At 69.7% G+C, this 21,114-nt stretch carries 23 protein-coding genes; 16 read left to right on the plus strand and 7 right to left on the minus strand.

The features are described 5' to 3' along the window. Positions 1-273 precede the first annotated feature (273 nt). From NW895_RS12065 to NW895_RS12110, 10 genes are all read left to right on the plus strand, one after another. Positions 274-687, plus strand: coding sequence for a hypothetical protein (locus tag NW895_RS12065; protein ID WP_289935421.1), 414 nt, complete (start codon positions 274-276; stop codon positions 685-687). 237 nt (positions 688-924) lie between these two features. Further along, complete coding sequence (gene atpB / locus NW895_RS12070; RefSeq protein WP_289935528.1) at positions 925-1,719, plus strand: F0F1 ATP synthase subunit A; 795 nt, start codon at positions 925-927, stop codon at positions 1,717-1,719. Between the two features lie 74 nt (positions 1,720-1,793). Next, the gene (locus NW895_RS12075; RefSeq protein WP_029382919.1) at positions 1,794-2,042 is read left to right on the plus strand and encodes an ATP synthase subunit C; all 249 of its coding nucleotides are present in this window, start codon (positions 1,794-1,796) and stop codon (positions 2,040-2,042) included. 42 nt (positions 2,043-2,084) lie between these two features. Continuing rightward, complete coding sequence (locus tag NW895_RS12080) at positions 2,085-2,636, plus strand: F0F1 ATP synthase subunit B (RefSeq protein ID WP_289935422.1); 552 nt, start codon at positions 2,085-2,087, stop codon at positions 2,634-2,636. Then, positions 2,633-3,448 (plus strand): F0F1 ATP synthase subunit delta, encoded by an 816-nt coding sequence (locus tag NW895_RS12085; protein ID WP_289935423.1) that lies wholly within the window; start codon positions 2,633-2,635, stop codon positions 3,446-3,448. Before NW895_RS12080 ends, NW895_RS12085 begins: the two co-directional genes overlap by 4 nt. Before the next feature lie 120 nt (positions 3,449-3,568). Continuing rightward, the gene (gene atpA, locus NW895_RS12090; RefSeq protein ID WP_289935424.1) at positions 3,569-5,161 is read left to right on the plus strand and encodes a F0F1 ATP synthase subunit alpha; all 1,593 of its coding nucleotides are present in this window, start codon (positions 3,569-3,571) and stop codon (positions 5,159-5,161) included. A 21-nt stretch (positions 5,162-5,182) separates the two neighbouring features. After that, positions 5,183-6,100 (plus strand): F0F1 ATP synthase subunit gamma, encoded by a 918-nt coding sequence (locus NW895_RS12095; RefSeq protein ID WP_289935425.1) that lies wholly within the window; start codon positions 5,183-5,185, stop codon positions 6,098-6,100. Next, positions 6,100-7,536, plus strand: a complete 1,437-nt coding sequence (gene atpD / locus NW895_RS12100) for a F0F1 ATP synthase subunit beta (protein WP_289935426.1) — start codon at positions 6,100-6,102, stop codon at positions 7,534-7,536. The genes NW895_RS12095 and atpD overlap by 1 nt, the downstream gene beginning before the upstream one ends. Before the next feature lie 130 nt (positions 7,537-7,666). Then, the gene (locus tag NW895_RS12105; protein ID WP_289935427.1) at positions 7,667-8,044 is read left to right on the plus strand and encodes a F0F1 ATP synthase subunit epsilon; all 378 of its coding nucleotides are present in this window, start codon (positions 7,667-7,669) and stop codon (positions 8,042-8,044) included. Between the two features lie 128 nt (positions 8,045-8,172). After that, entirely contained in the window at positions 8,173-8,619 is a 447-nt protein-coding gene (locus NW895_RS12110) for a DUF2550 domain-containing protein (RefSeq protein ID WP_289935428.1), read from the plus strand. Between the two features lie 18 nt (positions 8,620-8,637). Here NW895_RS12110 and NW895_RS12115 read toward each other — a convergent pair whose 3' ends face one another. Then, entirely contained in the window at positions 8,638-9,288 is a 651-nt protein-coding gene (locus NW895_RS12115; protein ID WP_289935429.1) for a response regulator transcription factor, read from the minus strand. Continuing rightward, complete coding sequence (locus NW895_RS12120) at positions 9,285-10,469, minus strand: histidine kinase (RefSeq protein WP_289935430.1); 1,185 nt, start codon at positions 10,467-10,469, stop codon at positions 9,285-9,287. The genes NW895_RS12115 and NW895_RS12120 overlap by 4 nt, the downstream gene beginning before the upstream one ends. Positions 10,470-10,621: 152 nt before the next feature. Here NW895_RS12120 and NW895_RS12125 point away from each other — a divergent pair, with 152 nt between their 5' ends. After that, positions 10,622-11,209 carry a hypothetical protein gene (locus NW895_RS12125; RefSeq protein WP_289935431.1) on the plus strand — a complete coding sequence of 196 codons (588 nt, stop codon included), beginning with the start codon at positions 10,622-10,624 and terminating at the stop codon, positions 11,207-11,209. Between the two features lie 34 nt (positions 11,210-11,243). Here the strand turns inward: NW895_RS12125 and NW895_RS12130 are convergent, their stop codons facing one another. Genes NW895_RS12130 through NW895_RS12140 form a run of 3 tightly spaced genes read right to left on the minus strand, consistent with a single transcriptional unit; the run spans position 11,244 to position 13,378 of the window. Continuing rightward, on the minus strand, positions 11,244-11,816 hold the full coding sequence (locus tag NW895_RS12130) for a cob(I)yrinic acid a,c-diamide adenosyltransferase (RefSeq protein ID WP_289935432.1): 573 nt from the start codon (positions 11,814-11,816) through the stop codon (positions 11,244-11,246). Between the two features lie 13 nt (positions 11,817-11,829). Continuing rightward, the gene (locus tag NW895_RS12135) at positions 11,830-12,579 is read right to left on the minus strand and encodes an ABC transporter permease (protein ID WP_289935433.1); all 750 of its coding nucleotides are present in this window, start codon (positions 12,577-12,579) and stop codon (positions 11,830-11,832) included. A gap of 16 nt (positions 12,580-12,595) precedes the next feature. After that, positions 12,596-13,378 carry an ATP-binding cassette domain-containing protein gene (locus NW895_RS12140; protein WP_289935434.1) on the minus strand — a complete coding sequence of 261 codons (783 nt, stop codon included), beginning with the start codon at positions 13,376-13,378 and terminating at the stop codon, positions 12,596-12,598. A 79-nt stretch (positions 13,379-13,457) separates the two neighbouring features. Here NW895_RS12140 and NW895_RS12145 point away from each other — a divergent pair, with 79 nt between their 5' ends. From NW895_RS12145 to NW895_RS12160, 4 genes are all read left to right on the plus strand, one after another. Then, entirely contained in the window at positions 13,458-14,099 is a 642-nt protein-coding gene (locus NW895_RS12145) for a TetR/AcrR family transcriptional regulator (protein WP_289935435.1), read from the plus strand. A gap of 146 nt (positions 14,100-14,245) precedes the next feature. Further along, positions 14,246-15,094, plus strand: a complete 849-nt coding sequence (locus NW895_RS12150) for a 3-hydroxyacyl-CoA dehydrogenase family protein (protein ID WP_289935436.1) — start codon at positions 14,246-14,248, stop codon at positions 15,092-15,094. Between the two features lie 161 nt (positions 15,095-15,255). Then, positions 15,256-15,579 (plus strand): STAS domain-containing protein, encoded by a 324-nt coding sequence (locus NW895_RS12155; RefSeq protein WP_289935437.1) that lies wholly within the window; start codon positions 15,256-15,258, stop codon positions 15,577-15,579. 290 nt (positions 15,580-15,869) lie between these two features. Further along, complete coding sequence (locus NW895_RS12160; RefSeq protein ID WP_289935438.1) at positions 15,870-18,404, plus strand: ATP-binding protein; 2,535 nt, start codon at positions 15,870-15,872, stop codon at positions 18,402-18,404. Positions 18,405-18,622: 218 nt separating this feature from the next. Here the strand turns inward: NW895_RS12160 and nucS are convergent, their stop codons facing one another. Then, positions 18,623-19,294 carry an endonuclease NucS gene (gene nucS / locus NW895_RS12165; RefSeq protein WP_289935439.1) on the minus strand — a complete coding sequence of 224 codons (672 nt, stop codon included), beginning with the start codon at positions 19,292-19,294 and terminating at the stop codon, positions 18,623-18,625. 244 nt (positions 19,295-19,538) lie between these two features. Here nucS and NW895_RS12170 point away from each other — a divergent pair, with 244 nt between their 5' ends. Next, the gene (locus NW895_RS12170; protein WP_106412402.1) at positions 19,539-19,931 is read left to right on the plus strand and encodes an SCO5389 family protein; all 393 of its coding nucleotides are present in this window, start codon (positions 19,539-19,541) and stop codon (positions 19,929-19,931) included. Between the two features lie 103 nt (positions 19,932-20,034). On the opposite strand, the gene NW895_RS12175 is transcribed toward NW895_RS12170, so the two are convergent. Further along, positions 20,035-21,063 carry an LLM class flavin-dependent oxidoreductase gene (locus NW895_RS12175; protein WP_289935440.1) on the minus strand — a complete coding sequence of 343 codons (1,029 nt, stop codon included), beginning with the start codon at positions 21,061-21,063 and terminating at the stop codon, positions 20,035-20,037. Positions 21,064-21,114 lie beyond the last annotated feature (51 nt).

Consider the following 21,114-nt stretch of genomic DNA (forward strand, 5'->3'; position numbering starts at 1 on the left):
GGCTCGACAATGGTCTGGCGCGTATACCACCCTTGTGACCGAAAGTCACCCAGCCGTACTGTCCTGTGACCCGTCCGTGTGACGGTCGGCACCCTTCCGGGTAAAGACTGCATCAAATAGTTTGTGATACGGTTCACGAGTACCCGGGATTTATACGGGTGGCCCCAGTTCGACCGGCCACCCGGGTGAGAGATGCGCCCTCACTCTCGGGATACTGTCGTCCATCGACGACCCGCACCGTCCCACCCAGACTTCGCCGGAGGAGCTGCCGCCATGCAGTCCAACGACGTCCGAACGCTCCTGCACTGCTCACTGCCGACCGCTGCCGCGGGCGTGGTGGGAGTCGCAGTCAGTGCCGCCGTGGCCGGCGGCAAGGGTGCGCTCGGCGCTGCCTTCGGCGCTCTTCTCGTCGTGCTGTTCATGACCAGCGGCCTCGTGGTGCTGCAACGGACGGCACGCACTCTGCCCCACCTCTTCCAAATGATGGGGCTGCTGGTCTACACCACGCAGATCCTGCTGCTGATGGTCGTCCTGACCGCCCTGCGCAGTACGTCCGCCTTCAACCCGAAGTGCTTCGCCTTCACCCTGCTCGCCGCCACCCTGGTGTGGATCGCGGCCCAGGTGCGTTCGCATATGAAGGCCAAGGTCCTCTACGTGGAGCCGGATTCCGCCCGGACACCGTCGTGACCCGTAGGGCTGGTGTAAAGAGGCTTCCGCTCATTTGCTATGGTCTCGCCACAACTGCGGCAGAGCTGGCGTGGGTGGCAGCCGTGCCTGTGACGCCTCACGGCTCGGAGCCCAGTCGCCGCCCCCATATCCGCAAGTCCAGTCCAGTGCCGTTCCGCGGTCGCACACCGCGCCGACACATCGAGGTTGCCGTACCCATGCGCCACGCTGAAGGAGCTCGCGGTGAGTGACGCCAAGATGCTCGCCTTCGAGACGGATTGTCATATTTTCGAAGGGTGCGGTTTCCCGACCCCCGGCCTGCACTCCTTTCTCTTCGAGCCGATGTTCACCGTCGGCGGGATCGAGTTCAACAAGCCGATCCTGCTGTCCCTGCTGAGCACGATCATCGTCATCGGGTTCTTCTGGGCGGCCTTCAACAAGCCGAAGCTGATCCCCGGCAAGCTCCAGATGATCGGTGAGGCGGGCTACGACTTCGTCCGCCGCGGCGTCGTCTACGAGACGATCGGCAAGCGCGAGGGCGAGAAGTACGTCCCGCTCATGGTCTCGCTGTTCTTCTTCATCTGGATCATGAACCTGTGGTCGATCATTCCGGTCGCCCAGTTCCCGGCCACCTCGGTCATCGCCTTCCCGGCGGGCCTGGCCGCGATCGTCTACATCCTGTGGGTGAGCCTGACCTTCAAGCGGCACGGCTTCGTCGGCGGCTTCAAGAACATCACCGCCTACGACAAGTCGCTCGGCCCGGTGTTCCCGGTCGTCATGCTCTTCGAGTTCCTCTCGAACATGCTCATCCGGCCCTTCACGCACGCGGTGCGACTCTTCGCCAACATGTTCGCCGGGCACGTCCTGCTGCTCATCTTCACCATCGGTGCCTGGTACCTGCTGAACGGCATCGGTATCGCATACTCGGCCGTGTCGTTCCTGATGGTCCTCGTGATGACGGTCTTCGAGCTGTTCATCCAGGCGCTTCAGGCCTACGTCTTCATCCTCCTGTCCTGCAGCTACATCCAGGGCGCGCTCGCCGAGCACCACTGAGCACCACCCAAACCTCCCCTGTACGTCCGGTGGCCAACCCCCACCGGCCCGTTGAACAAGAAGGAAGAAACGGCATGTCCGCTCTCCAGACCCTCGCCGCGACCAACATCCAGGGCAACTTCGCCGCGATCGGCTACGGCCTGGCCGCCATCGGCCCGGGTATCGGCGTGGGTGTCATCTTCGGTAACGGTACGCAGGCCCTCGCCCGGCAGCCCGAGGCCGCCGGTCTCATCCGTCAGAACCAGATCCTCGGCTTCGTGCTCTGTGAGGCCCTGGCCCTGATCGGTCTGGTCATGGGCTTCGTCTACCCGGTTCCTTCCTGATCCGGTCCCGGCCGACGAGAAACTTCGACGGAAGGAACTGATGTGATCTCGCCCCTGGTACAGCTGGCGGCCGAGGAAGAGCCCCAGAACCCTCTCATCCCGGAGATCCCCGAGCTCGTCATCGGCCTGATCGCCTTCGCGATCGTCTTCTTCGTCCTGGGCAAGAAGCTCCTTCCGAACATCAACAAGGTTCTGGAGCAGCGGCGCGAGGCCATCGAAGGCGGTATCGAGAAGGCCGAGGCCGCGCGGACCGAGGCCCAGAGCGTCCTGGAGCAGTACAAGGCCCAGCTCGCCGAGGCCCGGCACGAGGCCGCGCGCCTGCGTCAGGAGGCGCAGGAGCAGGGTGCCGCCCTCATCGCCGAGATGCGGGCGGAGGGCCAGCGGCAGCGTGAGGAGATCGTCACCGCTGGTCACGCCCAGATCGAGGCCGACCGCAAGGCCGCCGCGTCCGCGCTGCGTCAGGACGTCGGCAAGCTCGCCACCGAACTGGCCGGCAAGCTCGTCGGGGAGTCCCTTGAGGACCACGCCCGCCAGAGCCGCGTGATCGACCGTTTCCTTGACGAGCTCGAGGAGAAGGCCGAGGCCGCCCGATGAACGGAGCGAGCCGCGAGGCCCTGGCAGCCGCACGTGAGCGTCTCGACGCGCTGACGGACTCCACGTCCGTGGACGCGGCGCAGCTCGCCGACCAGCTGGCCGCGGTCACCGTGCTGCTCGACCGCGAGGTGTCGCTGCGTCGGGTCCTCACCGACCCGGCGCAGGCCGGTGAGGCCAAGGCCGAACTGGTGCAGCGGCTCCTCGGTGCCCAGGTCAGCGGCCCGACCGCCGACCTGGTGTCCGGCATGGTGCGCTCCCGCTGGTCGCAGTCCCGCGACCTGGTGGACGCGCTGGAGGAGCTGGCGAACCTCGCCGACCTCACCGCCGCCCAGCAGGCGGGCACGCTCGACGACGTCGAGGACGAGCTCTTCCGGTTCGGCCGGATCGTCACCTCGAACACCGAGCTGCGCGCCGCGCTGACCGACCGCAAGGCCACCACCTCGGCCAAGGGCGAACTGCTGCGCAGCCTGCTCGGCGGCCGGGCCAAGGTGACCACCGAGCGTCTGGTGACGCGCCTTGTCACCGCGCCGCGGGGACGTAGCCTGGAGGCGGGACTCGAGTCCCTGTCCAAGCTCGCCGCCGAGCGCCGGGACCGCATGGTCGCCGTCGTCACTTCGGCGGTGCCGCTGAGCGACCAGCAGAAGCAGCGCCTGGGCGCCGCCCTCGCGAAGCTCTTCGGTCGCCAGATGCACCTCAACCTGGACGTGGACCCCGAGGTCCTCGGCGGGATCCGGGTGCAGGTCGGTGACGAGGTCATCAACGGCTCCGTCGCGGACCGCATCGAGGACGCCGCCCGCCGACTGGCGAGCTAGCAGCAACTCAACAAGTACGTACTTACGACGGCCCTGGTTGGGCCGTGCAGAGGATTCCTGGGGGTCGCCCCCAGACCCCCAAAGAAACTTCGGGCCCAACAAGGAGAGCAGGGAACCCAGATGGCGGAGCTCACGATCCGGCCGGAGGAGATCCGGGACGCACTGGAGAACTTCGTCCAGGCGTACCAGCCGGACGCGGCCTCGCGCGAGGAGGTCGGTACGGTCACCTTTGCCGGCGACGGCATCGCGAAGGTCGAGGGTCTTCCCTCGACCATGGCCAACGAGCTGCTGAAGTTCGAGGACGGCACCCTCGGCCTCGCCCTCAACCTGGAGGAGCGCGAGATCGGTGCCATCGTCCTCGGTGAGTTCAGCGGCATCGAGGAGGGTCAGCCGGTGCAGCGCACCGGCGAGGTCCTGTCGGTCCCCGTCGGCGAGGGCTACCTCGGCCGCGTGGTCGACCCCCTCGGCAACCCGATCGACGGCCTCGGCGAGATCGAGACCGACGGCCGCCGCGCGCTGGAGCTGCAGGCCCCCACGGTCATGCAGCGCAAGTCGGTGCACGAGCCGATGGAGAGCGGCTACAAGGCCGTCGACTCGATGACCCCGATCGGCCGCGGTCAGCGTCAGCTGATCATCGGTGACCGCCAGACCGGCAAGACCGCCCTGGCCGTCGACACGATCATCAACCAGCGCGACAACTGGCGCACCGGCGACCCGAACAAGCAGGTCCGCTGCATCTACGTCGCCATCGGCCAGAAGGGCTCCACCATCGCCGGCGTGCGCCGCGCGCTGGAGGAGAACGGCGCCCTGGAGTACACGACCATCGTCGCCGCCCCGGCGTCCGACCCGGCCGGCTTCAAGTTCCTCGCGCCGTACACCGGTTCGGCCATCGGCCAGCACTGGATGTACCAGGGCAAGCACGTCCTGATCGTCTTCGACGACCTGTCGAAGCAGGCCGACGCCTACCGCGCCGTGTCCCTGCTGCTGCGCCGCCCGCCGGGCCGTGAGGCCTACCCGGGTGACGTCTTCTACCTGCACTCCCGGCTGCTGGAGCGCTGCGCCAAGCTCTCCGACGACATGGGCGCCGGCTCGATGACCGGTCTGCCGATCGTCGAGACCAAGGCCAACGACGTCTCGGCGTTCATCCCGACCAACGTCATCTCCATCACCGACGGCCAGTGCTTCCTGGAGTCGGACCTGTTCAACGCCGGTCAGCGCCCCGCGCTGAACGTCGGTATCTCCGTCTCCCGAGTCGGTGGTTCCGCTCAGCACAAGGCGATGCGCCAGGTCTCCGGCCGTCTGCGTGTGGACCTCGCCCAGTTCCGTGAGCTGGAGGCCTTCGCCGCCTTCGGTTCCGACCTGGACGCCGCGTCGAAGGCGCAGCTGGAGCGCGGTCAGCGCATGGTCGAGCTGCTGAAGCAGCCGCAGTACGAGCCGATGGCCACCGAGGACCAGGTCGTCTCCATCTGGGCCGGCACCAACGGCAAGATGGACGAGGTCCCGGTCGCCGACATCCGCCGCTTCGAGAAGGAGCTGCTGGAGTACCTGCACCGCAAGGAGCAGGGCCTCATGACCTCCATCAAGGAGGGCGGCAAGATGTCCGACGACACCATCCAGGCGATCGCCGACGCCGTCGCGGAGTTCAAGAAGCAGTTCGAGACCTCCGACGGCAAGCTGCTCGGCGAGGACGCTCCGGCCGCTGCCGCCAAGTGACGTAAGGAAGGGACCTGACTCATGGGAGCCCAGCTCCGGGTCTACAAGCGTCGCATCCGATCCGTCACCGCGACCAAGAAGATCACGAAGGCGATGGAGATGATCGCCGCCTCGCGCGTCGTCAAGGCGCAGCGCAAGGTGGCGGCCTCCACGCCCTACGCGACCGAGCTCACCCGCGCGGTCTCGGCGGTCGCCACCGGTTCGAACACCCGGCACCCGCTGACCACGGAGGTGGAGAACCCGACCCGTGCCGCGGTCCTGCTCCTGACGAGCGACCGCGGTCTGGCCGGCGCCTTCAACTCCAACGCCATCAAGACGGCGGAGCGGCTGACCGAGCGGCTCGAAAGCGAGGGCAAGCAGGTCGACTCGTACATCGTCGGCCGGCGCGGTGTGGCCCACTACAACTTCCGTGAGCGCAAGGTCGCGGAGTCGTTCACCGGCTTCACCGACGACCCCACGTACGCGGACGCCAAGAAGGTCGCGGCGCCGCTGATCGAGGCCATCGAGACGGAGACGGCGGAAGGCGGCGTGGACGAGCTCCACATCGTCTACACCGAGTTCGTGTCGATGATGACGCAGACGGCCGTAGAGGCCCGCCTGCTCCCGCTCAGCCTCGAAGAGGTGGCGGACGAGGGCAAGCCCAAGGGCGAGATCCTCCCGCTGTACGACTTCGAGCCGTCGGCGGAGGACGTCCTCGACGCCCTGCTGCCGCGCTACGTGGAGAGCCGCATCTACAACGCGCTGCTCCAGTCGGCCGCTTCGAAGCACGCCGCCACGCGGCGCGCGATGAAGTCGGCGACCGACAACGCCGGAGAGCTCATCGAGACCCTCACCCGGCTTGCCAACCAGGCCCGCCAGGCCGAAATCACCCAGGAAATCAGCGAGATCGTCGGTGGCGCCAGCGCCCTGGCCGACGCGACCGCGGGGAGTGACTACTAATGACCACCACTGTTGAGACGGCCACGGCGACGGGCCGCGTCGCGCGGGTCATCGGCCCGGTCGTCGACGTGGAGTTCCCCGTCGACGCGATGCCGGACATCTACAACGCCCTGCACGTCGAGGTCGCCGACCCGGCGAACGCGGGCGAGAAGAAGACGCTGACCCTTGAGGTCGCCCAGCACCTGGGTGACGGCCTGGTCCGCGCGATCTCCATGCAGCCCACCGACGGTCTGGTCCGCCAGGCCACGGTCGTCGACACCGGCGCGGGCATCACCGTCCCGGTCGGCGACTTCACCAAGGGCAAGGTGTTCAACACCCTCGGTGAGGTGCTGAACGTCGACGAGTCCTACGACGGCGAGCGCTGGTCCATCCACCGCAAGGCCCCCGCGTTCGACCAGCTCGAGTCGAAGACCGAGATGTTCGAGACGGGTCTGAAGGTCGTCGACCTCCTCACCCCGTACGTCAAGGGCGGCAAGATCGGTCTGTTCGGTGGTGCCGGTGTCGGCAAGACCGTGCTGATCCAGGAAATGATCATGCGTGTCGCCAACCTCCACGAGGGCGTCTCCGTCTTCGCGGGCGTCGGCGAGCGCACCCGTGAGGGCAACGACCTCATCCAGGAGATGGAGGAGTCCGGCGTCCTCGACAAGACCGCGCTGGTCTTCGGTCAGATGGACGAGCCCCCGGGCACCCGTCTGCGCGTGGCCCTGGCCGGCCTGACGATGGCGGAGTACTTCCGCGACGTCCAGAAGCAGGACGTGCTGTTCTTCATCGACAACATCTTCCGCTTCACCCAGGCCGGTTCCGAGGTGTCGACCCTGCTCGGCCGTATGCCCTCCGCGGTGGGCTACCAGCCGAACCTGGCCGACGAGATGGGCATCCTCCAGGAGCGCATCACCTCGACCCGCGGTCACTCGATCACCTCGATGCAGGCGATCTACGTCCCCGCCGACGACCTGACCGACCCGGCCCCGGCCACCACCTTCGCCCACCTCGACGCGACGACGGTTCTGTCCCGTCCGATCTCGGAGAAGGGCATCTACCCGGCCGTGGACCCGCTGGACTCCACGTCCCGGATCCTCGACCCGCGGTACATCTCGGCGGACCACTACAACGCCGCGATGCGCGTGAAGAACATCCTGCAGAAGTACAAGGACCTGCAGGACATCATCGCGATCCTCGGTATCGACGAGCTCGGCGAGGAGGACAAGCTCGTCGTCCACCGTGCCCGTCGCGTGGAGCGCTTCCTGTCCCAGAACACCCACGCCGCCAAGCAGTTCACCGGCGTGGACGGTTCGGACGTGCCGCTGGACGAGTCGATCGCCGCGTTCAACGCGATCTGCGACGGCGAGTACGACCACTTCCCGGAGCAGGCGTTCTTCATGTGCGGTGGTCTTGAGGACCTGAAGAAGAACGCGAAGGAGCTGGGCGTCTCCTGAGCCTCGTGCTCATGGTGAGCCTCGTGCTCACATCTGAGGGGGCGGGCGCGTCCCGCCCCCTCATGCACGCCTACTAGACTTGTAACCAACACCCGGTGACCCCGCCGGGTGGTGACCCGAGGAGCCACCCTTGGCTGCTGAGCTGCACGTCGAGCTGGTCGCCGCCGACCGCCAGGTCTGGTCCGGCGAGGCCACCCTGGTCGTCGCGCGCACCACCTCCGGCGACATCGGCGTCATGCCCGGTCACCAGCCGCTGCTCGGTGTGCTGGAGTCGGGCCCCGTGACCATCCGTACGAGTGAAGGTGGAACGGTCGTCGCCGCGGTGCACGGCGGTTTCATCTCGTTCGCGGACAACAAGCTTTCGCTGCTGGCCGAGATCGCCGAGCTGTCGGACGAGATCGACGTCCAGCGCGCGGAGCAGGAACTGGAGCGCGCGAAGGCGGAGGACGACGCCGAGGCCCAGCGCCGCGCGGATGTCCGTCTGCGGGCGGCGACCGCGGGGCACTGACCCTCGCGCTGTGCTATGACGTCACTCAGCCGCGGCTGGGACCGGAGTGATCCGGACCCGGCCGCGGCTGAGCCGGATGTGGGTGTTTTTTCCGTTCCGTTACCTAGGAGACGAGGAGGTCGGTGTCGATGGTCCTCGCTCTGACTGTGTGCGGAATCGTCGTGGCCCTCGTGGTGGTGGGCCTCTTCGTCTTCGGCCTGCGCCGCAGGCTGATCCAGCGTTCCGGCGGCACCTTCGACTGCAGCCTGCGCTGGGACGCCCCCAAGGAGGGCGACACCAACGGCAAAGGGTGGGCGTACGGCGTGGCCCGGTACAACGGCGACCGCGTCGAGTGGTTCCGCGTCTTCTCCTACTCCCCGCGCCCGCGCCGCGTCCTGGAGCGCTCCGCGATCGAGGTGGCCGGCCGCCGCGTCCCCGAGGGCGAGGAGGAGCTGGCGCTGCTGTCCGACCACATCGTCCTCGCCTGTCTGCACCGGGGCACGCGCCTGGAGCTCGCCATGAGCGAGGACGCGCTGACCGGTTTCCTCGCCTGGCTGGAGGCGGCGCCGCCCGGACAACGAGTGAACGTGGCGTAGCCACAGGCACTCGTCGGTTCAGATCCCCAGCTCCTGCGCCAGAACGGCCGCTTGCACCCGGCTGCGCAACCCGAGCTTCCCCAGCAGCCGGCTGACGTGCGTCTTCACGGTCGCCTCGGCCATGTCGAGCCGTTCGGCGATGCCGGCGTTGGGCAGGCCCTCGCCGAGGCAGGACAGGACCTCTCGCTCACGCCGGGTCAGCTGGTCGAGGACGGACGGGTCGGCCGTGGGTTCCCGTACGGGCTTCGCGCCGAACTCGGCGATCAGGCGCCGGGTGACGGCCGGGGCGACGATCCCCTCACCGCGCGCCACCGTCCGTACGGCCTCCAGGAGTCCCTTCGCCTCGGTGTTCTTCAGCAGGAACCCGGCGGCACCGGCCCGCAGCGCCCCGAAGACGTACTCGTCCAGGTCGAAGGTGGTCAGCACCAGCACGTCGGCGAGGCCCTCCGCGACCACCTGCCGGGTCGCGGAGACCCCGTCCAGCCGCGGCATCTGAATGTCCATCAGCACCAGGTCGGGCCGCAGCTCCCGGGCCAGTGTCACGGCTTCCTCGCCATCCGCCGCCTCGCCGACCACCTCGATGTCGGGCGCGCTGCGCAGGATGAGCACCAGACCGGCGCGGACGGCGGACTGGTCCTCGGCGACGAGGACCCGGACGGGTCGGCTCATGCGAAGTCTCCTTCAACGACGGGGAGGGTGGCGCGGACGGCCCAGATCTTGCCGTCGGGCGAGTCTTCCGGACCGGCTTCCAAGGTGCCGCCGAGCAGTGCGGTCCGCTCCCGCATGCCGACGAGGCCGGCACCGGAGCCGGGGGCGCTCGGTCCGTCCCGGTCGCCGTACCGGCTGGTCACCGCGACGGTCAGCGCACCGTCCCGCTCGGCGAGGGACACGATGACCCGTCCGGGGGACGCGTGCTTGAGGGCGTTGGTGAGGGACTCCTGGACGATGCGGTAGGCGGCGAGTTCGACGGGGGCGGGCACGGTGCCGTGGGCGGCGTCGAGGGTGACGTCCAGACCGTTGACCCGGGCGCCGTCCACGAGCGCGGCCAGTCCGTCGAGCGTGGGCGCCGCGACCGGCTCGATGTCGCCGCTGGAGTCCCGCAGGAGGCCGATCAGCCGCCGCATCTCGGCGAGTCCCTCGACGCTGTTCTCCCGGATGACGGCGAGGGCCTCCTGCGAGGTCCTCGGGTCGTCCAGCGACAGCGCGGCCGTGGAGTGGATCGCGATGGCCGACAGGTGGTTGGCGACCATGTCGTGCAACTCCCGCGCCATCCGCGCGCGTTCCGCGGTCACGGCCTGGGCGCGGTCCATCTCGGCGAGCAGGGCGGTCTGCTCGGCACGCAGCCGGGCGGCCTCGGCGGCGTCGCGGTGGTTGCGGACGATGAGTCCGGTGGACGCGGGCGCCAGCGCCACGATGCCCACGGCCACGCCGATCAGCAGCGTCTCGGGCACCCGCCACACCGCGAACGGCACCACCGTCGCCGCCACCGACAACAGCCCGGAGATCCAGGGGATGCGCCGGGCCGAACCGGGCGTGCCGTACAGGACGGCCGCGTAGATGACGTCCGTGAACATCAGGAGGGTGACCAGATTGCCCTGGGTGACGGTGTCCAGGGTCAGCGCGGCCAGGGCGGTGAGCAGCGCCGTGCGCGGGGCGGTCCGGCGCAGCAGCTCGCAGCCGGCCGTCACGGCGAGCGGTAACAGGATCGGCCAGCGGCCCGGGAAGAGCACGATCGGTTCGGTGGCCGGCCGGGCGGCCAGCCCGATCCCCCACAGCAGGAGCCCGCCGAGCAGCCCGCCCGCCGCGATGTACACGTCGAGGCGGTGCGGGCGGGGGAGTCGTACGGCCATGACTCCATCCAACACGGCCCGCGCGCCCACCGCCTGATCCGCGGGAACGGTCCTGGACTGCATCTTTCGATGTACCGCGAGTTCGTCACCGCCGACGACGCTTCACGCCCGCGCGCCCGGGAGCCTGAAAGGGTGACGGAAGGGAGCGAGTCATGATCGTCGCGTTGATCATCGCCTGCGAGGTCGGCTTCTGGGTGCTGCTCGCCCTGGGCCTGGCCGTGCGCTACCTGCTGAAGTGGCGCCGTACGAGCGTCGTGCTGCTGCTGTGCGAGCCGGTTCTGGAACTGGTCCTGTTCGTGGCGACGGTGATCGACCTGAAGAACGGCGCCGAGCCGAGCTGGGAGCACGGCCTGGCGGCGCTGTACATCGGCTACACGGTGGCGTTCGGCCACTACACGATCCGCTGGATCGACGGCCACGCCGCCCACCGCCTGGGCGGTGCCCCGCCCCCGCCCAAGCCGCCGCGCTACGGCCTCGCCCGTGCCCGTCACGAGACGAAGCTGTGGCTCCGGGGGGTCCTGGGCGGCGCGGTGGCGCTGGCGCTCCTGCAGTCCGCCGTCTGGTACGTCGGCGACTCGGGCGACATCAGCTCCCTGCGTGCCTTCCAGTGGGCGGCCCTGCGCGCGGTCGGCATCTACGGCCTGATCACCCTCGCGTACTGGATCTGGCCGAAGAAGGCCCCCGCCGGCGCCGGGGAGGAGTCGCGGCTCACGCCCGGCAAGGAGCATGTCCGGTCATGAGCCGGGCGACTCGCCACCAGGGCAGGCCCTGGCCTCAGCGCTCACCGCCGGGGACCCACAGCACGTCCCCGGTTTCCTTGTTGGCCACCCTGGCCAGGATGAACAGCAGGTCGGACAGCCGGTTGAGGTAGGTCGCCGTCAGGGGGTTCATGGTCTCGCCATGGGCCTCCAGCGCGGCCCATGTCGAGCGCTCGGCGCGGCGTACGACCGTGCAGGCCTGGTGCAGCAGGGCCGCGCCCGGCGTGCCTCCCGGCAGGATGAAGGAGCGGAGCTTCTCCAGCTGTTCGTTGAAGCGGTCGCAGTCCGCCTCCAGCCGGTCGATGTAGAACTGCTCGACCCTGAGCGGCGGGAACTCCGGGTTCTCCACCACCGGCGTCGACAGGTCCGCACCCACGTCGAACAGGTCGTTCTGGACGCGGGTGAGGACCTCGACGATCTTCTCGTCCAGTCCGCCCAGCGCGATCGCCGTGCCGATCACCGCGTTGGCCTCGTTGGCGTCGGCGTAGGCGGCGATGCGCAGGTCGGTCTTGGGGACCCGGCTCATGTCCCCCAGGTTGGTGGTGCCCTGGTCGCCGGTCCTTGTGTAGATGCGCGTCAGATTGACCATGCACCCAGCGTAGTTACGCCCCGGCCGTCCGGAAGACGCGTGTGCCCACCGTCACGGCCGCCACCGCGAAGCCGACGGCCACGAGGGCGCCGTACAGCATGTGCGCCGAGGTGTATGTGCCGACGTAGGCGTCCCGGACCGCGTCGACCAGGTAGCGGAACGGCATGAAGTGGGACAGGACGTCCAGCCAGGCCGGCCCGAGCGTCATCGGGAGCATCAGGCCCGACAGGAGCATCGAGGGCATGGTCAGCGCGTTGATGGTGGGGCCGAAGGTCTGGGGCGTGCTCATCCTCATGGCCAGTGCGTACGACAGCGAGGCCAGCGAGACGGTGAGCAGGGCGACGAACGCGAAGCCGATCAGCACGCCGGTCAGGGGCGCCCGGAGGCCCATGGCCACGGACACCAGCACCAGCAGCACGGCCTGGAAGACGAAGACCGTCGTGTCCCGCAGGACCCGGCCGAGCAGCAGCGCCAGCCGGCTGACGGGCGTCACGCGCATGCGCTCGACCACGCCCTGGCCCTTCTCGATGATGATCGAGAAGCCCGCGAAGGAGGCTCCGAAGAGCCCGAGCTGGAGCAGCAGACCGGGCACGAGCACCTGCCAGGAGCTGCCCCGCTCGCCGAGCGGCAGGTCGGTCAGCAGCGGCCCGAAGAAGAGGAGATAGAGGAGCGGCATCAGCACGCCGAACAACAGCGCGAACCGGGAGCGCAGGGACTGCCGGAGGTAGCGGCCGAAGATCAGCGCGGTGTCGTGAAGAAGCATCGGGTTCTCATACGTCCTATACGGCGATGGGGGTGGCGTCGGCCGGTGCGGGCCCGCGCCCGGTGATGGCGAGGAAGGTGTCCTGGAGGGAGGCCTGGAGCGAGCCGCAGTGTTCGAGCTTCAGCGCGCTCGGGGTGCCCTCGGCCACGACCACGCCCTGGTCGACGACGACCAGGCGGTCGGAGAGGGCGTCGGCCTCGTCGAGGTAGTGGGTGGTGAGGAAGACGGTCGTGCCGTGGTCGTCGCGCAGGCGGCGGACCAGGTCCCACAGGTCGGTGCGGCTGCCGGGGTCCAGGCCGGTGGTCGGCTCGTCCAGGAAGAGGACCTTCGGGCGGTGGGTGAGCGCCATCGCGATGTCCAGCCGGCGCCGCTGACCGCCGGAGAGCGCGGCGCACTTGCGGCCGAGCAGCTCGGTGAGGCCGAGGTCGCGGGCCAACTCCTCGGCGCGCTCGGCCGCCTGTGTCCTCGTCAGGCGGTACAGGCGGCCCTGGGTGACCAGTTCCTCCCGCACGGTGATCTGTGGGTCGACTCCGCCGGACTGCGCCACGTAACCGCAGGCCCGCCGCACCCCGGCCGGGTCGGTGGCCAGGTCGCAGCCGGCGACGGTGGCCGCGCCGCCGGTCGGGGCGAGCAGGGTCGTGAGCATGCGGAGGGTGGTGGTCTTGCCGGCGCCGTTGGGGCCGAGGAAGCCGAGGATCTCGCCTTCGCGGACCGTCAGGTCGATGCCGCGCACGGCCTCCACCGGGCCCTGTTTCGTCCGGAAGGTACGGGCCAGACCGGCCGTACTGATGATTGCCATGCCCCCAGAAAAACAGAGTCCCTGAAATTTTGCAACGACCCCAAATTTTGAGGAAGTGCAGAGAAGCTAGGATGCGGACATGGCGGAGGGACTCAGGGAACGGAAGAAACGGCAGACCAGGCAGTACATCTCGGATGTCGCCACGGGTCTGTTCCTGGAGCGCGGCTTCGACGCGGTGACCGTCGCGGAGGTGGCCGAGGCGGCCGACGTCTCCGTGAACACCGTCTACAACTACTTCCCCGCCAAGGAGGACCTGTTCCTCGATCGCGTCGAGGACGTGCGCACCCTGCTCTCGCGCTGGGTGCGCGGCCGCGGTGAGGGGGAGTCGGCCGCCCGGGCCGTCCTGCGCGAGCTGCGCAGTGACGTGGAGACGGTCTCGCCGAGGGTCGGGCTGATGGAGGGGTACGACCGTTTCATGGCCGTCATCCACGCGGCACCCGCGCTCCGTGCCCGGCTGTGGAGCATCCAGCAAGAGGTCAAGGATCATCTGGAGGCGACCCTCCGGACGGAGACGGGGGCGTCCCCCGACGACCCTCTGCCGGGCCTGATGGCCGGTCAGATCTCCTGGATCCACCACACCGTGTTCACCGCCATCGGCCGTGAGATGGTCAAGGGGCGCAACCCGGGCGAAGTGTCACGAGAGGTACTGGTGCTCCTCGACGACATCGAGGAGCTGCTGAGCGAGAAGGTGCTCAACTACGCCGTACGAGCCGCGTCCTGACTCCTCCAGGTGTGATGTCCGTCATGTGAGACGTGACGCGCATTACTTACCGGCCACACAGCCCCTCACGAGCGCTAGTGTCCGCCCGAGAGGCATGAACAGGGCCTGAGGTCAGCACGTACTACACGTACCAGGGGAGTCGTCACGTGGCAGGGAAGCTCGCCGTCATCGGAGCCGGACTGATGGGTTCCGGTATCGCCCAGGTCTCCGCACAGGCGGGCTGGGACGTCGTCCTGCGTGACGTCACCGACGACGCCCTCACGCGCGGAACCGACGGCATCAAGGCCTCGTTCGACAAGTTCGTGGCCAAGGGCAAGCTGGAGGCGCACGACGCCGACGCGGCCCTCGCCCGCATCACCGCGACCACCGACCTGGACGCCGTCGCCGACGCGGACGTCGTCGTCGAGGCCGTCTTCGAGAAACTGGAGGTCAAGCACGAGATCTTCCGCACGCTCGACAAGATCGTGCGCGAGGACACCGTGCTCGCCTCCAACACCTCCGCCATCCCGATCACCAAGATCGCGGCCGTGACGGAACGCCCGGAGCGCGTCGTCGGCACGCACTTCTTCTCGCCGGTGCCGATGATGCAGCTGTGCGAACTGGTCCGCGGCTACAAGACCAGCGACGAAACCCTCGCCAAGGCCCGGGAGTTCGCCGAGTCGGTCGGCAAGACCTGCATCGTCGTCAACCGGGACGTCGCCGGCTTCGTGACCACCCGGCTCATCTGCGCCCTCGTCGTCGAGGCCGCGAAGCTGTACGAGTCGGGCGTCGCCACCGCCGAGGACATCGACCTCGCCTGCAAGCTGGGCTTCGGCCACGCCATGGGGCCGCTCGCCACCGCCGACCTGACGGGCGTCGACATCCTGCTGCACGCCACCAGCAACATCTACACCGAGTCCCAGGACGAGAAGTTCGCCGCTCCGGAACTGATGCGCCGGATGGTGGACGCCGGTGACATCGGCCGCAAGAGCGGGCAGGGCTTTTACACGCACTGAGGCCGCGCGCATCCCGGGAAACGTCACACGCCGGGGTGAATTCGGTATCGGTTCGCTTACAGGGAGCAACCTCTGACTGCTCCACGCAGTCAGAGGTTGCATCACCGGACATCAGCAAGACACCACAACGCGAGGCACGAGACGCACGCCGGGGAGCGCATATGCACATCAAGGGCGACCACGCCGAGCTGGTCGTCGGGGGCCGCCTCGACGTTCGCAGCGCGGCGGACGCCCGTACGGTCCTGCACTCGGCCGTCGACGACGGAGTCGGCGACCTGGTGCTCGACCTGTCAGAGCTGGACTCCTGGGACGCCACCGGACTCGGGGTGATCATGGGCGCCCACCGGCGGGCCGGCCGCTGCGGCCGGCGGCTGGTGCTGCGCGGCGTACCGCCGCAGATGCAGCGCCTGCTGGTGGCCACCCGGCTGCACCGGATCCTGGCCATCGAGGGCGGCATCGGGGTGGAGTCGTTGCCCAGGGTGTGACACCGGGCGGGGTGTGGCGCGCTGAGGAAGAGACGGGGGGAGAGCCGGCCTCTCTTCGGTGAAACGTACGAGGCCTCGGCGAACGTACGACGCGCAATCCTCACGAGACTGTGACGTCTCGGGCAGCGCTGGACCCCGGGCTGTCGGAGATACTGAGCGAAGGTTTAGGGTTCGGCTGCCCGCAGCCAAGCACCACCCTCAGGCGGGCCCGGACCAGAAGCGACAGCGCGGAGTGCGGCAAGGCCGGGAGGGGCTTTCGGAGCACACGACGCTTTTGGGGGGCTTGACCTATGGACCCGAACAACCGGGGACCCGAGGAGCACGGCCACGACGGCGAAGGCCACGCGCCACGCCAGCGCCCGCCCAGGGAATCCCTCACATCCGACTTCGGACAGCACGCGCCCGCGCCGGCCCGCACGGTGCAGCTCGTCTCCGGTGACCTCCTGCTCACCGTCAACCCCGTCGACGGCAGCGAGATAGAGGTCTGCCCGCCGGGCGAGCGGCCCGCGCGTCCCGAGAAGCTGACCGCGGCCGAGCGCGCCGAGGCCGACCGCTCCGCCAAGCCGCCCGTACCGCCCGGCCCGGCGCAGCCCGCGCTGCCGCTGCTGGCCCGCCAGGACGAACGCGAGCGCCTGGTCCGGCTGCTCGCCCGCGGCCGCTCCGTACGCCTCACCGGCCCCGCGGGCTCCGGCCGCACCAGCCTCCTCGACCTCGTCGCCGAGGACTGCGCCGACCTCGCCCCCGACGGCGTCGTCCGCCTGAACGGCTTCCACCGCACGACCGACGACCTGCTGTACGACCTCTTCCACGCCGTCTACCGCGCGCCCCTGCACCGCCCGGACCGGGACGAACTGCTCGGGTACGTCCGGGAGGTCGGCGCGGTCGTCGTGCTCGACGACATCGAGTTCGGCGGCGCCGCGCTCGACCAGCTGCTGGAGGCCACCCCCGAGTGCGCCTTCCTGATCGGCGCGACCCCGGACGTGCCGGCGCCCTCCGCCGACGCGGCCGTCGAGGAGGTCTTCCTCACCGGCCTCGACCGCGCGGACGGCGTGGAGCTCCTCGAACGCGCCGTCGGCCGGGTCCTCACCGAGGAGGAGTCGAACTGGGCGGGCGACCTCTGGTTCGAGTCCGAGGGCCTGCCGCTGCGCTTCGTCCAGGCCGGCGCCCTGCTGCGCCAGCGCGACCGGCTGCGCGCCGGCGCCGAGGCGGTCGACGAGTTCGGCGTCTTCGCGGACGCGATTCCCGACGACTCCCTCTACGATCCCGCCGAGGGCGACGACGTCCCCCTGCCGTCGCTCGGCGAGGCCGCCGCCCCCGCGCCGCTGCTCGCCTCCCGGCTGAGCGCCTCGGCACGCGCCACCCTGCGCTTCGCCGTCGCCCTCGGCGGTGAGGTGCCGCACCAGGCACACCTGCCCGCCCTGGTCGGCGACACCCACGCGGACGCCGCCCTCGGCGAGCTGGCGGGCTGCGGCCTGGTCTCCCCGGTCGGCTCCCGCTACCGCCTCGCCGCCGGTGTGCTCACCCAGCTGGAGGCCGCCGGATACGACGACGACGTCCAGGCCGGGGCCCTCACCGCCGCCCAGCACTACGCCTGGTGGGCCGGGCACCCCTCGGTCACACCGGAACGCGTGTGCGCCGAGGCCGACTCGGTACTCGCCGCCCTCGCCGTGCTGGCGCCGGTCACGCCCGAGGACGGCGAGGAGAGCCCGGCCGTGCGGCTGGCCCGCACCGCAGCTCCCGCGTTCGCCGCCGGGCTGCACTGGAGCGCCTGGGAGCGGGCGCTGCGCTCCGGCGTCGAGGCCGCCCGGCTCGCCGGGGACGTCGCCGAACAGGCCTACTTCCACCACGAACTCGGCATCCTCGCGCTGTGCGGCGGGCAGCTCGACCGGGCCGGCACAGAGCTGGAGGCCTCCATCGGCCTGCGCGGTGCGCTCGCCGACAAGCGCGGCACCGTGGCCGGCCGCCGCGCCCTCGCCCTGGTCGCCGACCGTTCCGGCATCACCCCCGCCTTCGATGCCGTCAGCTCGTCCGTCGGCGTTTTCGGTTCCACCGCGGGCGAGGAGGTGCCCGACGCACGCCACGACGAGTCGGCGTCGCCGCCGGGCGGTGTGCCCGCCCCGTTCCCCTCGCTGCAGCGGCCCGCGGAGCCCGTCGGCCTCGTCACCCACCACACCCCGTCCTCCAGCCAGTCCCACAAGGCGCGGGGCGGCATCCGGGGCTTCGCCCGGCGCAACCTCGCGGCGGCCGGAGCGGGCGCGCTGCTCGTCGCCGTGCTCGGCACGGTGGTGACCCTCGGCGCCACGTCCGACAATGACGCGCGCAACCCGTCCGACCAGGTCAACCCGTCCGCCAGCCAGGGCGCCGACGACGGCAGCCTGGGCGCCGACGTGCCGGAGAACGACGACAGCGGCTCCTCAGACACCGGCGTACCCGCCAGCCGCCCGACCGACCCGGGCCCGGACGGCACCCCCGGCACCACCGACGACCCGACACCGTCGGAGTCGGCGGAGCCGTCGGACGACCCGAGCGGCACGCAGGGCACGGGCGGCGGTTCGTCGAGCTCGCCGTCCAAGTCCCCGACGAAGCCGTCTGCCTCGCCCTCGAAGCCGTCGACGTCGCCCACGAAGCCGTCGAACCCGCCATCGAGCTCTCCGAGCACGTCGACGTCGCCCTCTCCGACGACGACGCCCCCGCCGTCGTCCACCCCGTCCACGTCCACCTCGGCCAGCGGCCCCGCCTCCTCCAGCGCCCCGGCGAGCAGCAGCGCCAGCGCGCCGCAGAGCAGCGAGACGGGGACGCCGAAGAGTTCCGGTCCGCTGATCTAGCGGGGCCCTGCGCCCTCTCCCGGCCCTGCTCCACGGCGACCAGTACGTCTTACGCACCCCCAGCAGGACGAGCGCGGATACCCCGGCGCGAGCGGAAACCCCGGGCGGGTCGTCATCGGCTGGGGACCGGACAGCTGGGTGGGGCCCCCACGAGCCCCGGAAACACCAGAGGGCCAGGTCCGCCTCCCGGACCCGGCCCTCTTCTCCGTACCGTCTTCTCAGAACAACCGCAGCTTGTCGTCCTCGATGCCCCGCAGGGCGTCGTAGTCCAGCACCTGGCAGCCGATGCCGCGGTCGGTGGCGAGGACGCGGGCCTGGGGTTTGATCTCCTGGGCGGCGAAAATGCCGCGCACCGGGGCGAGATGGGGATCGCGGTTCAACAGCTCCAGATAGCGCGTGAGTTGCTCCACACCATCGATCTCGCCCCGCCGCTTGATCTCGACGGCGACGGTCCGGCCCTCGGCGTCCCGGCACAGGATGTCGACCGGGCCGATGGCGGTCATGTACTCGCGGCGGATGAGGGTGTAGCCCTCGCCGAGCGTCTCGATGCGGTCGGCGAGCAGTTCCTGAAGGTGTGCTTCCACGCCGTCCTTGATCAGCCCGGGATCGACACCCAGTTCGTGCGAGGAGTCGTGGAGAATCTCCTCCATCGTGATGATGAGCTTCTCGCCCGCCTTGTTGGTGACGGTCCAGACGCCCTCCTCCTCGCCGGTGCCCTCCTTCAGGGTGCAGGGCGGCGACATCCAGTTCAGGGGCTTGTAGGCCCGGTCGTCGGCGTGGATCGAGACGCTGCCGTCCGCTTTCACCAGGATCAGGCGGGGGGCCGAGGGGAGGTGGGCGGTGAGCCGCCCGGCGTAGTCCACGGAGCAGCGGGCAATGACGAGACGCATGGTCGGCAACGCTACTCGACGGGCCCGGGTGCACGCGATTCGCCCTGTTAGACCCCTGTTCCGCGATGGCCGATTGTGTGCCCAACAAGCCCTGCTCATCTGCCCATTCGCCTGGTGCCGTCACCGTCCGTTGCCTACGGTAGTGAACGGGAGGTCGCGGGATGTGTACTCAGCGTGTTCGACACCGCGAACTCCCCTTACTGTCCGGCAACCCCTGCTGGTCGGGGGTGCGAGAGGAGAACCCATGTCGCTCGACGTCTCACCGGCCCTACTGGAACAGGCCGAGCGAGGCGAGGTCGATGAAGCTGCCTTCGTCGACTGCGTCCGGACCTCCCTGCCCTACGCATGGGAGATGATCAGCTCCCTGGTGGCACAGCTGAAGGTCGACGGCGGAGCGTTCGCCGACAACCAGACGCCCCCGCCGGACGAGCAGGCACGCGGTCAGCTGCTGCGTGCGCTTGCGAGTGACGCGATACGCGGCGCGCTGCAACGGCACTTCGGTGTGCGGCTGGCCTTCCAGAACTGCCACCGGGTGGCGGTGTTCCCGTTGGACTCCTCGGTCGACGAGACGCTGGCCCGATTCACCTCGGTGCGCGGTCAGTTGCTGAACCAGTCGCCGGAGCTCCGGGACTGCTGACGCTTGTCGGTCGCCGGCTTGCCGCTCCCGTACGCGGGAGGTGCACTTGGTACCGGAGCGGCAAGCTCCCTGTGGGACACCGCAGTTCCCCGGCGCCGGACCCTCAGCGGAGATGGGGCAGTACCTCGGCTCCCAGCCGCCGTACGTTCTCCTCGGTCGCCGCCAGGTCTCCGGAGCCCTCGACGAGCAGGGCGAAACGGGAGATGCCGGTCCGCTCGCTGGTCGCCGCGAGCCGGTCCACGCACAGCCGCGGGGTGCCCACCGGGTGCAGCCCGCAGAGCAGTTCGGTGTACGCCAGCGGGTCCCGCATCTGCCGCGCCCGGCCGTCCACCGTGACATGGGACTCCAGTCCGTGCTTGAGCCAGCCCGGCATCGCCTTCAGCAGCATTTCCGCCGCGTCCTGGCGCCGGTCCGCGATCTGGCAGACGCCGGCCGAGACATGGGCCGCGCCGTCGATCTCGTCCGCGGATCGTCCCGCCGCACGGGCCTCCTTGCGCCACAGGGCGACCATCTCGGCCTTCTCCTCGTCCCCGACGTGCATTCCGAGCAGCATCGGCAGCCCGCGCCCGGCGGCCAGCCGCACACTCGCCGGGGACGTGCACGCGATGACGACCTCCGGGCCTTCGGCGTCCGTCAGGGCCTCCGACGGCCGGGGGACGACGGGGACCTCACGGAAGCTGAACCGTTCCCCCTGGGCCGCGACCGAGGGTTCGCGCAGCCAGCGCACCAGCAGATCGAGTGATTCCGGGAACCCCTTCTCGTACGCCTCCAGACCCGCGCCGAACACCTCCAGGTCGACCCACGGCCCACCGCGGCCCACCCCCAGCGTGAACCGCCCGCCGCTCGTCACATGCAGCAGCGCGGCCTGCTCGCCGAGCGCCACGGGGTGGGTGGTGGGCAGCACGCTGACCGCCGTACCGACCCGGATGCGGCGGGTGCGGCCGAGCAGTAACGCGGCCAGGGTGACGGCCGACGGACAGGTGCCGTACGGCACGAAGTGGTGCTCAGCCAGCCAGACCGTGTCGAGCCCCGACTCCTCCGCGACCTCGGCGGAGCGGATCGCGCGGTGCAGCGCCTCTCCCTCGCCCTGCCCAGGGAACTGGGCCGCCAACACGAAACTTCCTACGCGCATTGCTTTTTCCTGCTTCCTCGGCTCCGACACGGAGCTCCCCCACCCGGCATA

The sequence above is a fragment of the Streptomyces sp. S.PNR 29 genome, assembly GCF_030386795.1.
Taxonomy (GTDB): Bacteria; Actinomycetota; Actinomycetes; order Streptomycetales; family Streptomycetaceae; genus Streptomyces.

Coding starts and splice junctions, on each gene's coding strand:
- NW895_RS12065 (WP_289935421.1), top strand. CDS start 274: ATGCAGTCCAACGACGTCCGAACGCTCCTGCACTGCTCACTGCCGACC.
- atpB (WP_289935528.1), top strand. CDS start 925: ATGCTCGCCTTCGAGACGGATTGTCATATTTTCGAAGGGTGCGGTTTC.
- NW895_RS12075 (WP_029382919.1), top strand. CDS start 1,794: ATGTCCGCTCTCCAGACCCTCGCCGCGACCAACATCCAGGGCAACTTC.
- NW895_RS12085 (WP_289935423.1), top strand. CDS start 2,633: ATGAACGGAGCGAGCCGCGAGGCCCTGGCAGCCGCACGTGAGCGTCTC.
- atpA (WP_289935424.1), top strand. CDS start 3,569: ATGGCGGAGCTCACGATCCGGCCGGAGGAGATCCGGGACGCACTGGAG.
- NW895_RS12095 (WP_289935425.1), top strand. CDS start 5,183: ATGGGAGCCCAGCTCCGGGTCTACAAGCGTCGCATCCGATCCGTCACC.
- atpD (WP_289935426.1), top strand. CDS start 6,100: ATGACCACCACTGTTGAGACGGCCACGGCGACGGGCCGCGTCGCGCGG.
- NW895_RS12110 (WP_289935428.1), top strand. CDS start 8,173: ATGGTCCTCGCTCTGACTGTGTGCGGAATCGTCGTGGCCCTCGTGGTG.
- NW895_RS12115 (WP_289935429.1), bottom strand. CDS start 9,288: ATGAGCCGACCCGTCCGGGTCCTCGTCGCCGAGGACCAGTCCGCCGTC.
- NW895_RS12120 (WP_289935430.1), bottom strand. CDS start 10,469: ATGGCCGTACGACTCCCCCGCCCGCACCGCCTCGACGTGTACATCGCG.
- NW895_RS12125 (WP_289935431.1), top strand. CDS start 10,622: ATGATCGTCGCGTTGATCATCGCCTGCGAGGTCGGCTTCTGGGTGCTG.
- NW895_RS12130 (WP_289935432.1), bottom strand. CDS start 11,816: ATGGTCAATCTGACGCGCATCTACACAAGGACCGGCGACCAGGGCACC.
- NW895_RS12135 (WP_289935433.1), bottom strand. CDS start 12,579: ATGCTTCTTCACGACACCGCGCTGATCTTCGGCCGCTACCTCCGGCAG.
- NW895_RS12140 (WP_289935434.1), bottom strand. CDS start 13,378: ATGGCAATCATCAGTACGGCCGGTCTGGCCCGTACCTTCCGGACGAAA.
- NW895_RS12145 (WP_289935435.1), top strand. CDS start 13,458: ATGGCGGAGGGACTCAGGGAACGGAAGAAACGGCAGACCAGGCAGTAC.
- NW895_RS12155 (WP_289935437.1), top strand. CDS start 15,256: ATGCACATCAAGGGCGACCACGCCGAGCTGGTCGTCGGGGGCCGCCTC.
- NW895_RS12160 (WP_289935438.1), top strand. CDS start 15,870: ATGGACCCGAACAACCGGGGACCCGAGGAGCACGGCCACGACGGCGAA.
- nucS (WP_289935439.1), bottom strand. CDS start 19,294: ATGCGTCTCGTCATTGCCCGCTGCTCCGTGGACTACGCCGGGCGGCTC.
- NW895_RS12170 (WP_106412402.1), top strand. CDS start 19,539: ATGTCGCTCGACGTCTCACCGGCCCTACTGGAACAGGCCGAGCGAGGC.
- NW895_RS12175 (WP_289935440.1), bottom strand. CDS start 21,063: ATGCGCGTAGGAAGTTTCGTGTTGGCGGCCCAGTTCCCTGGGCAGGGC.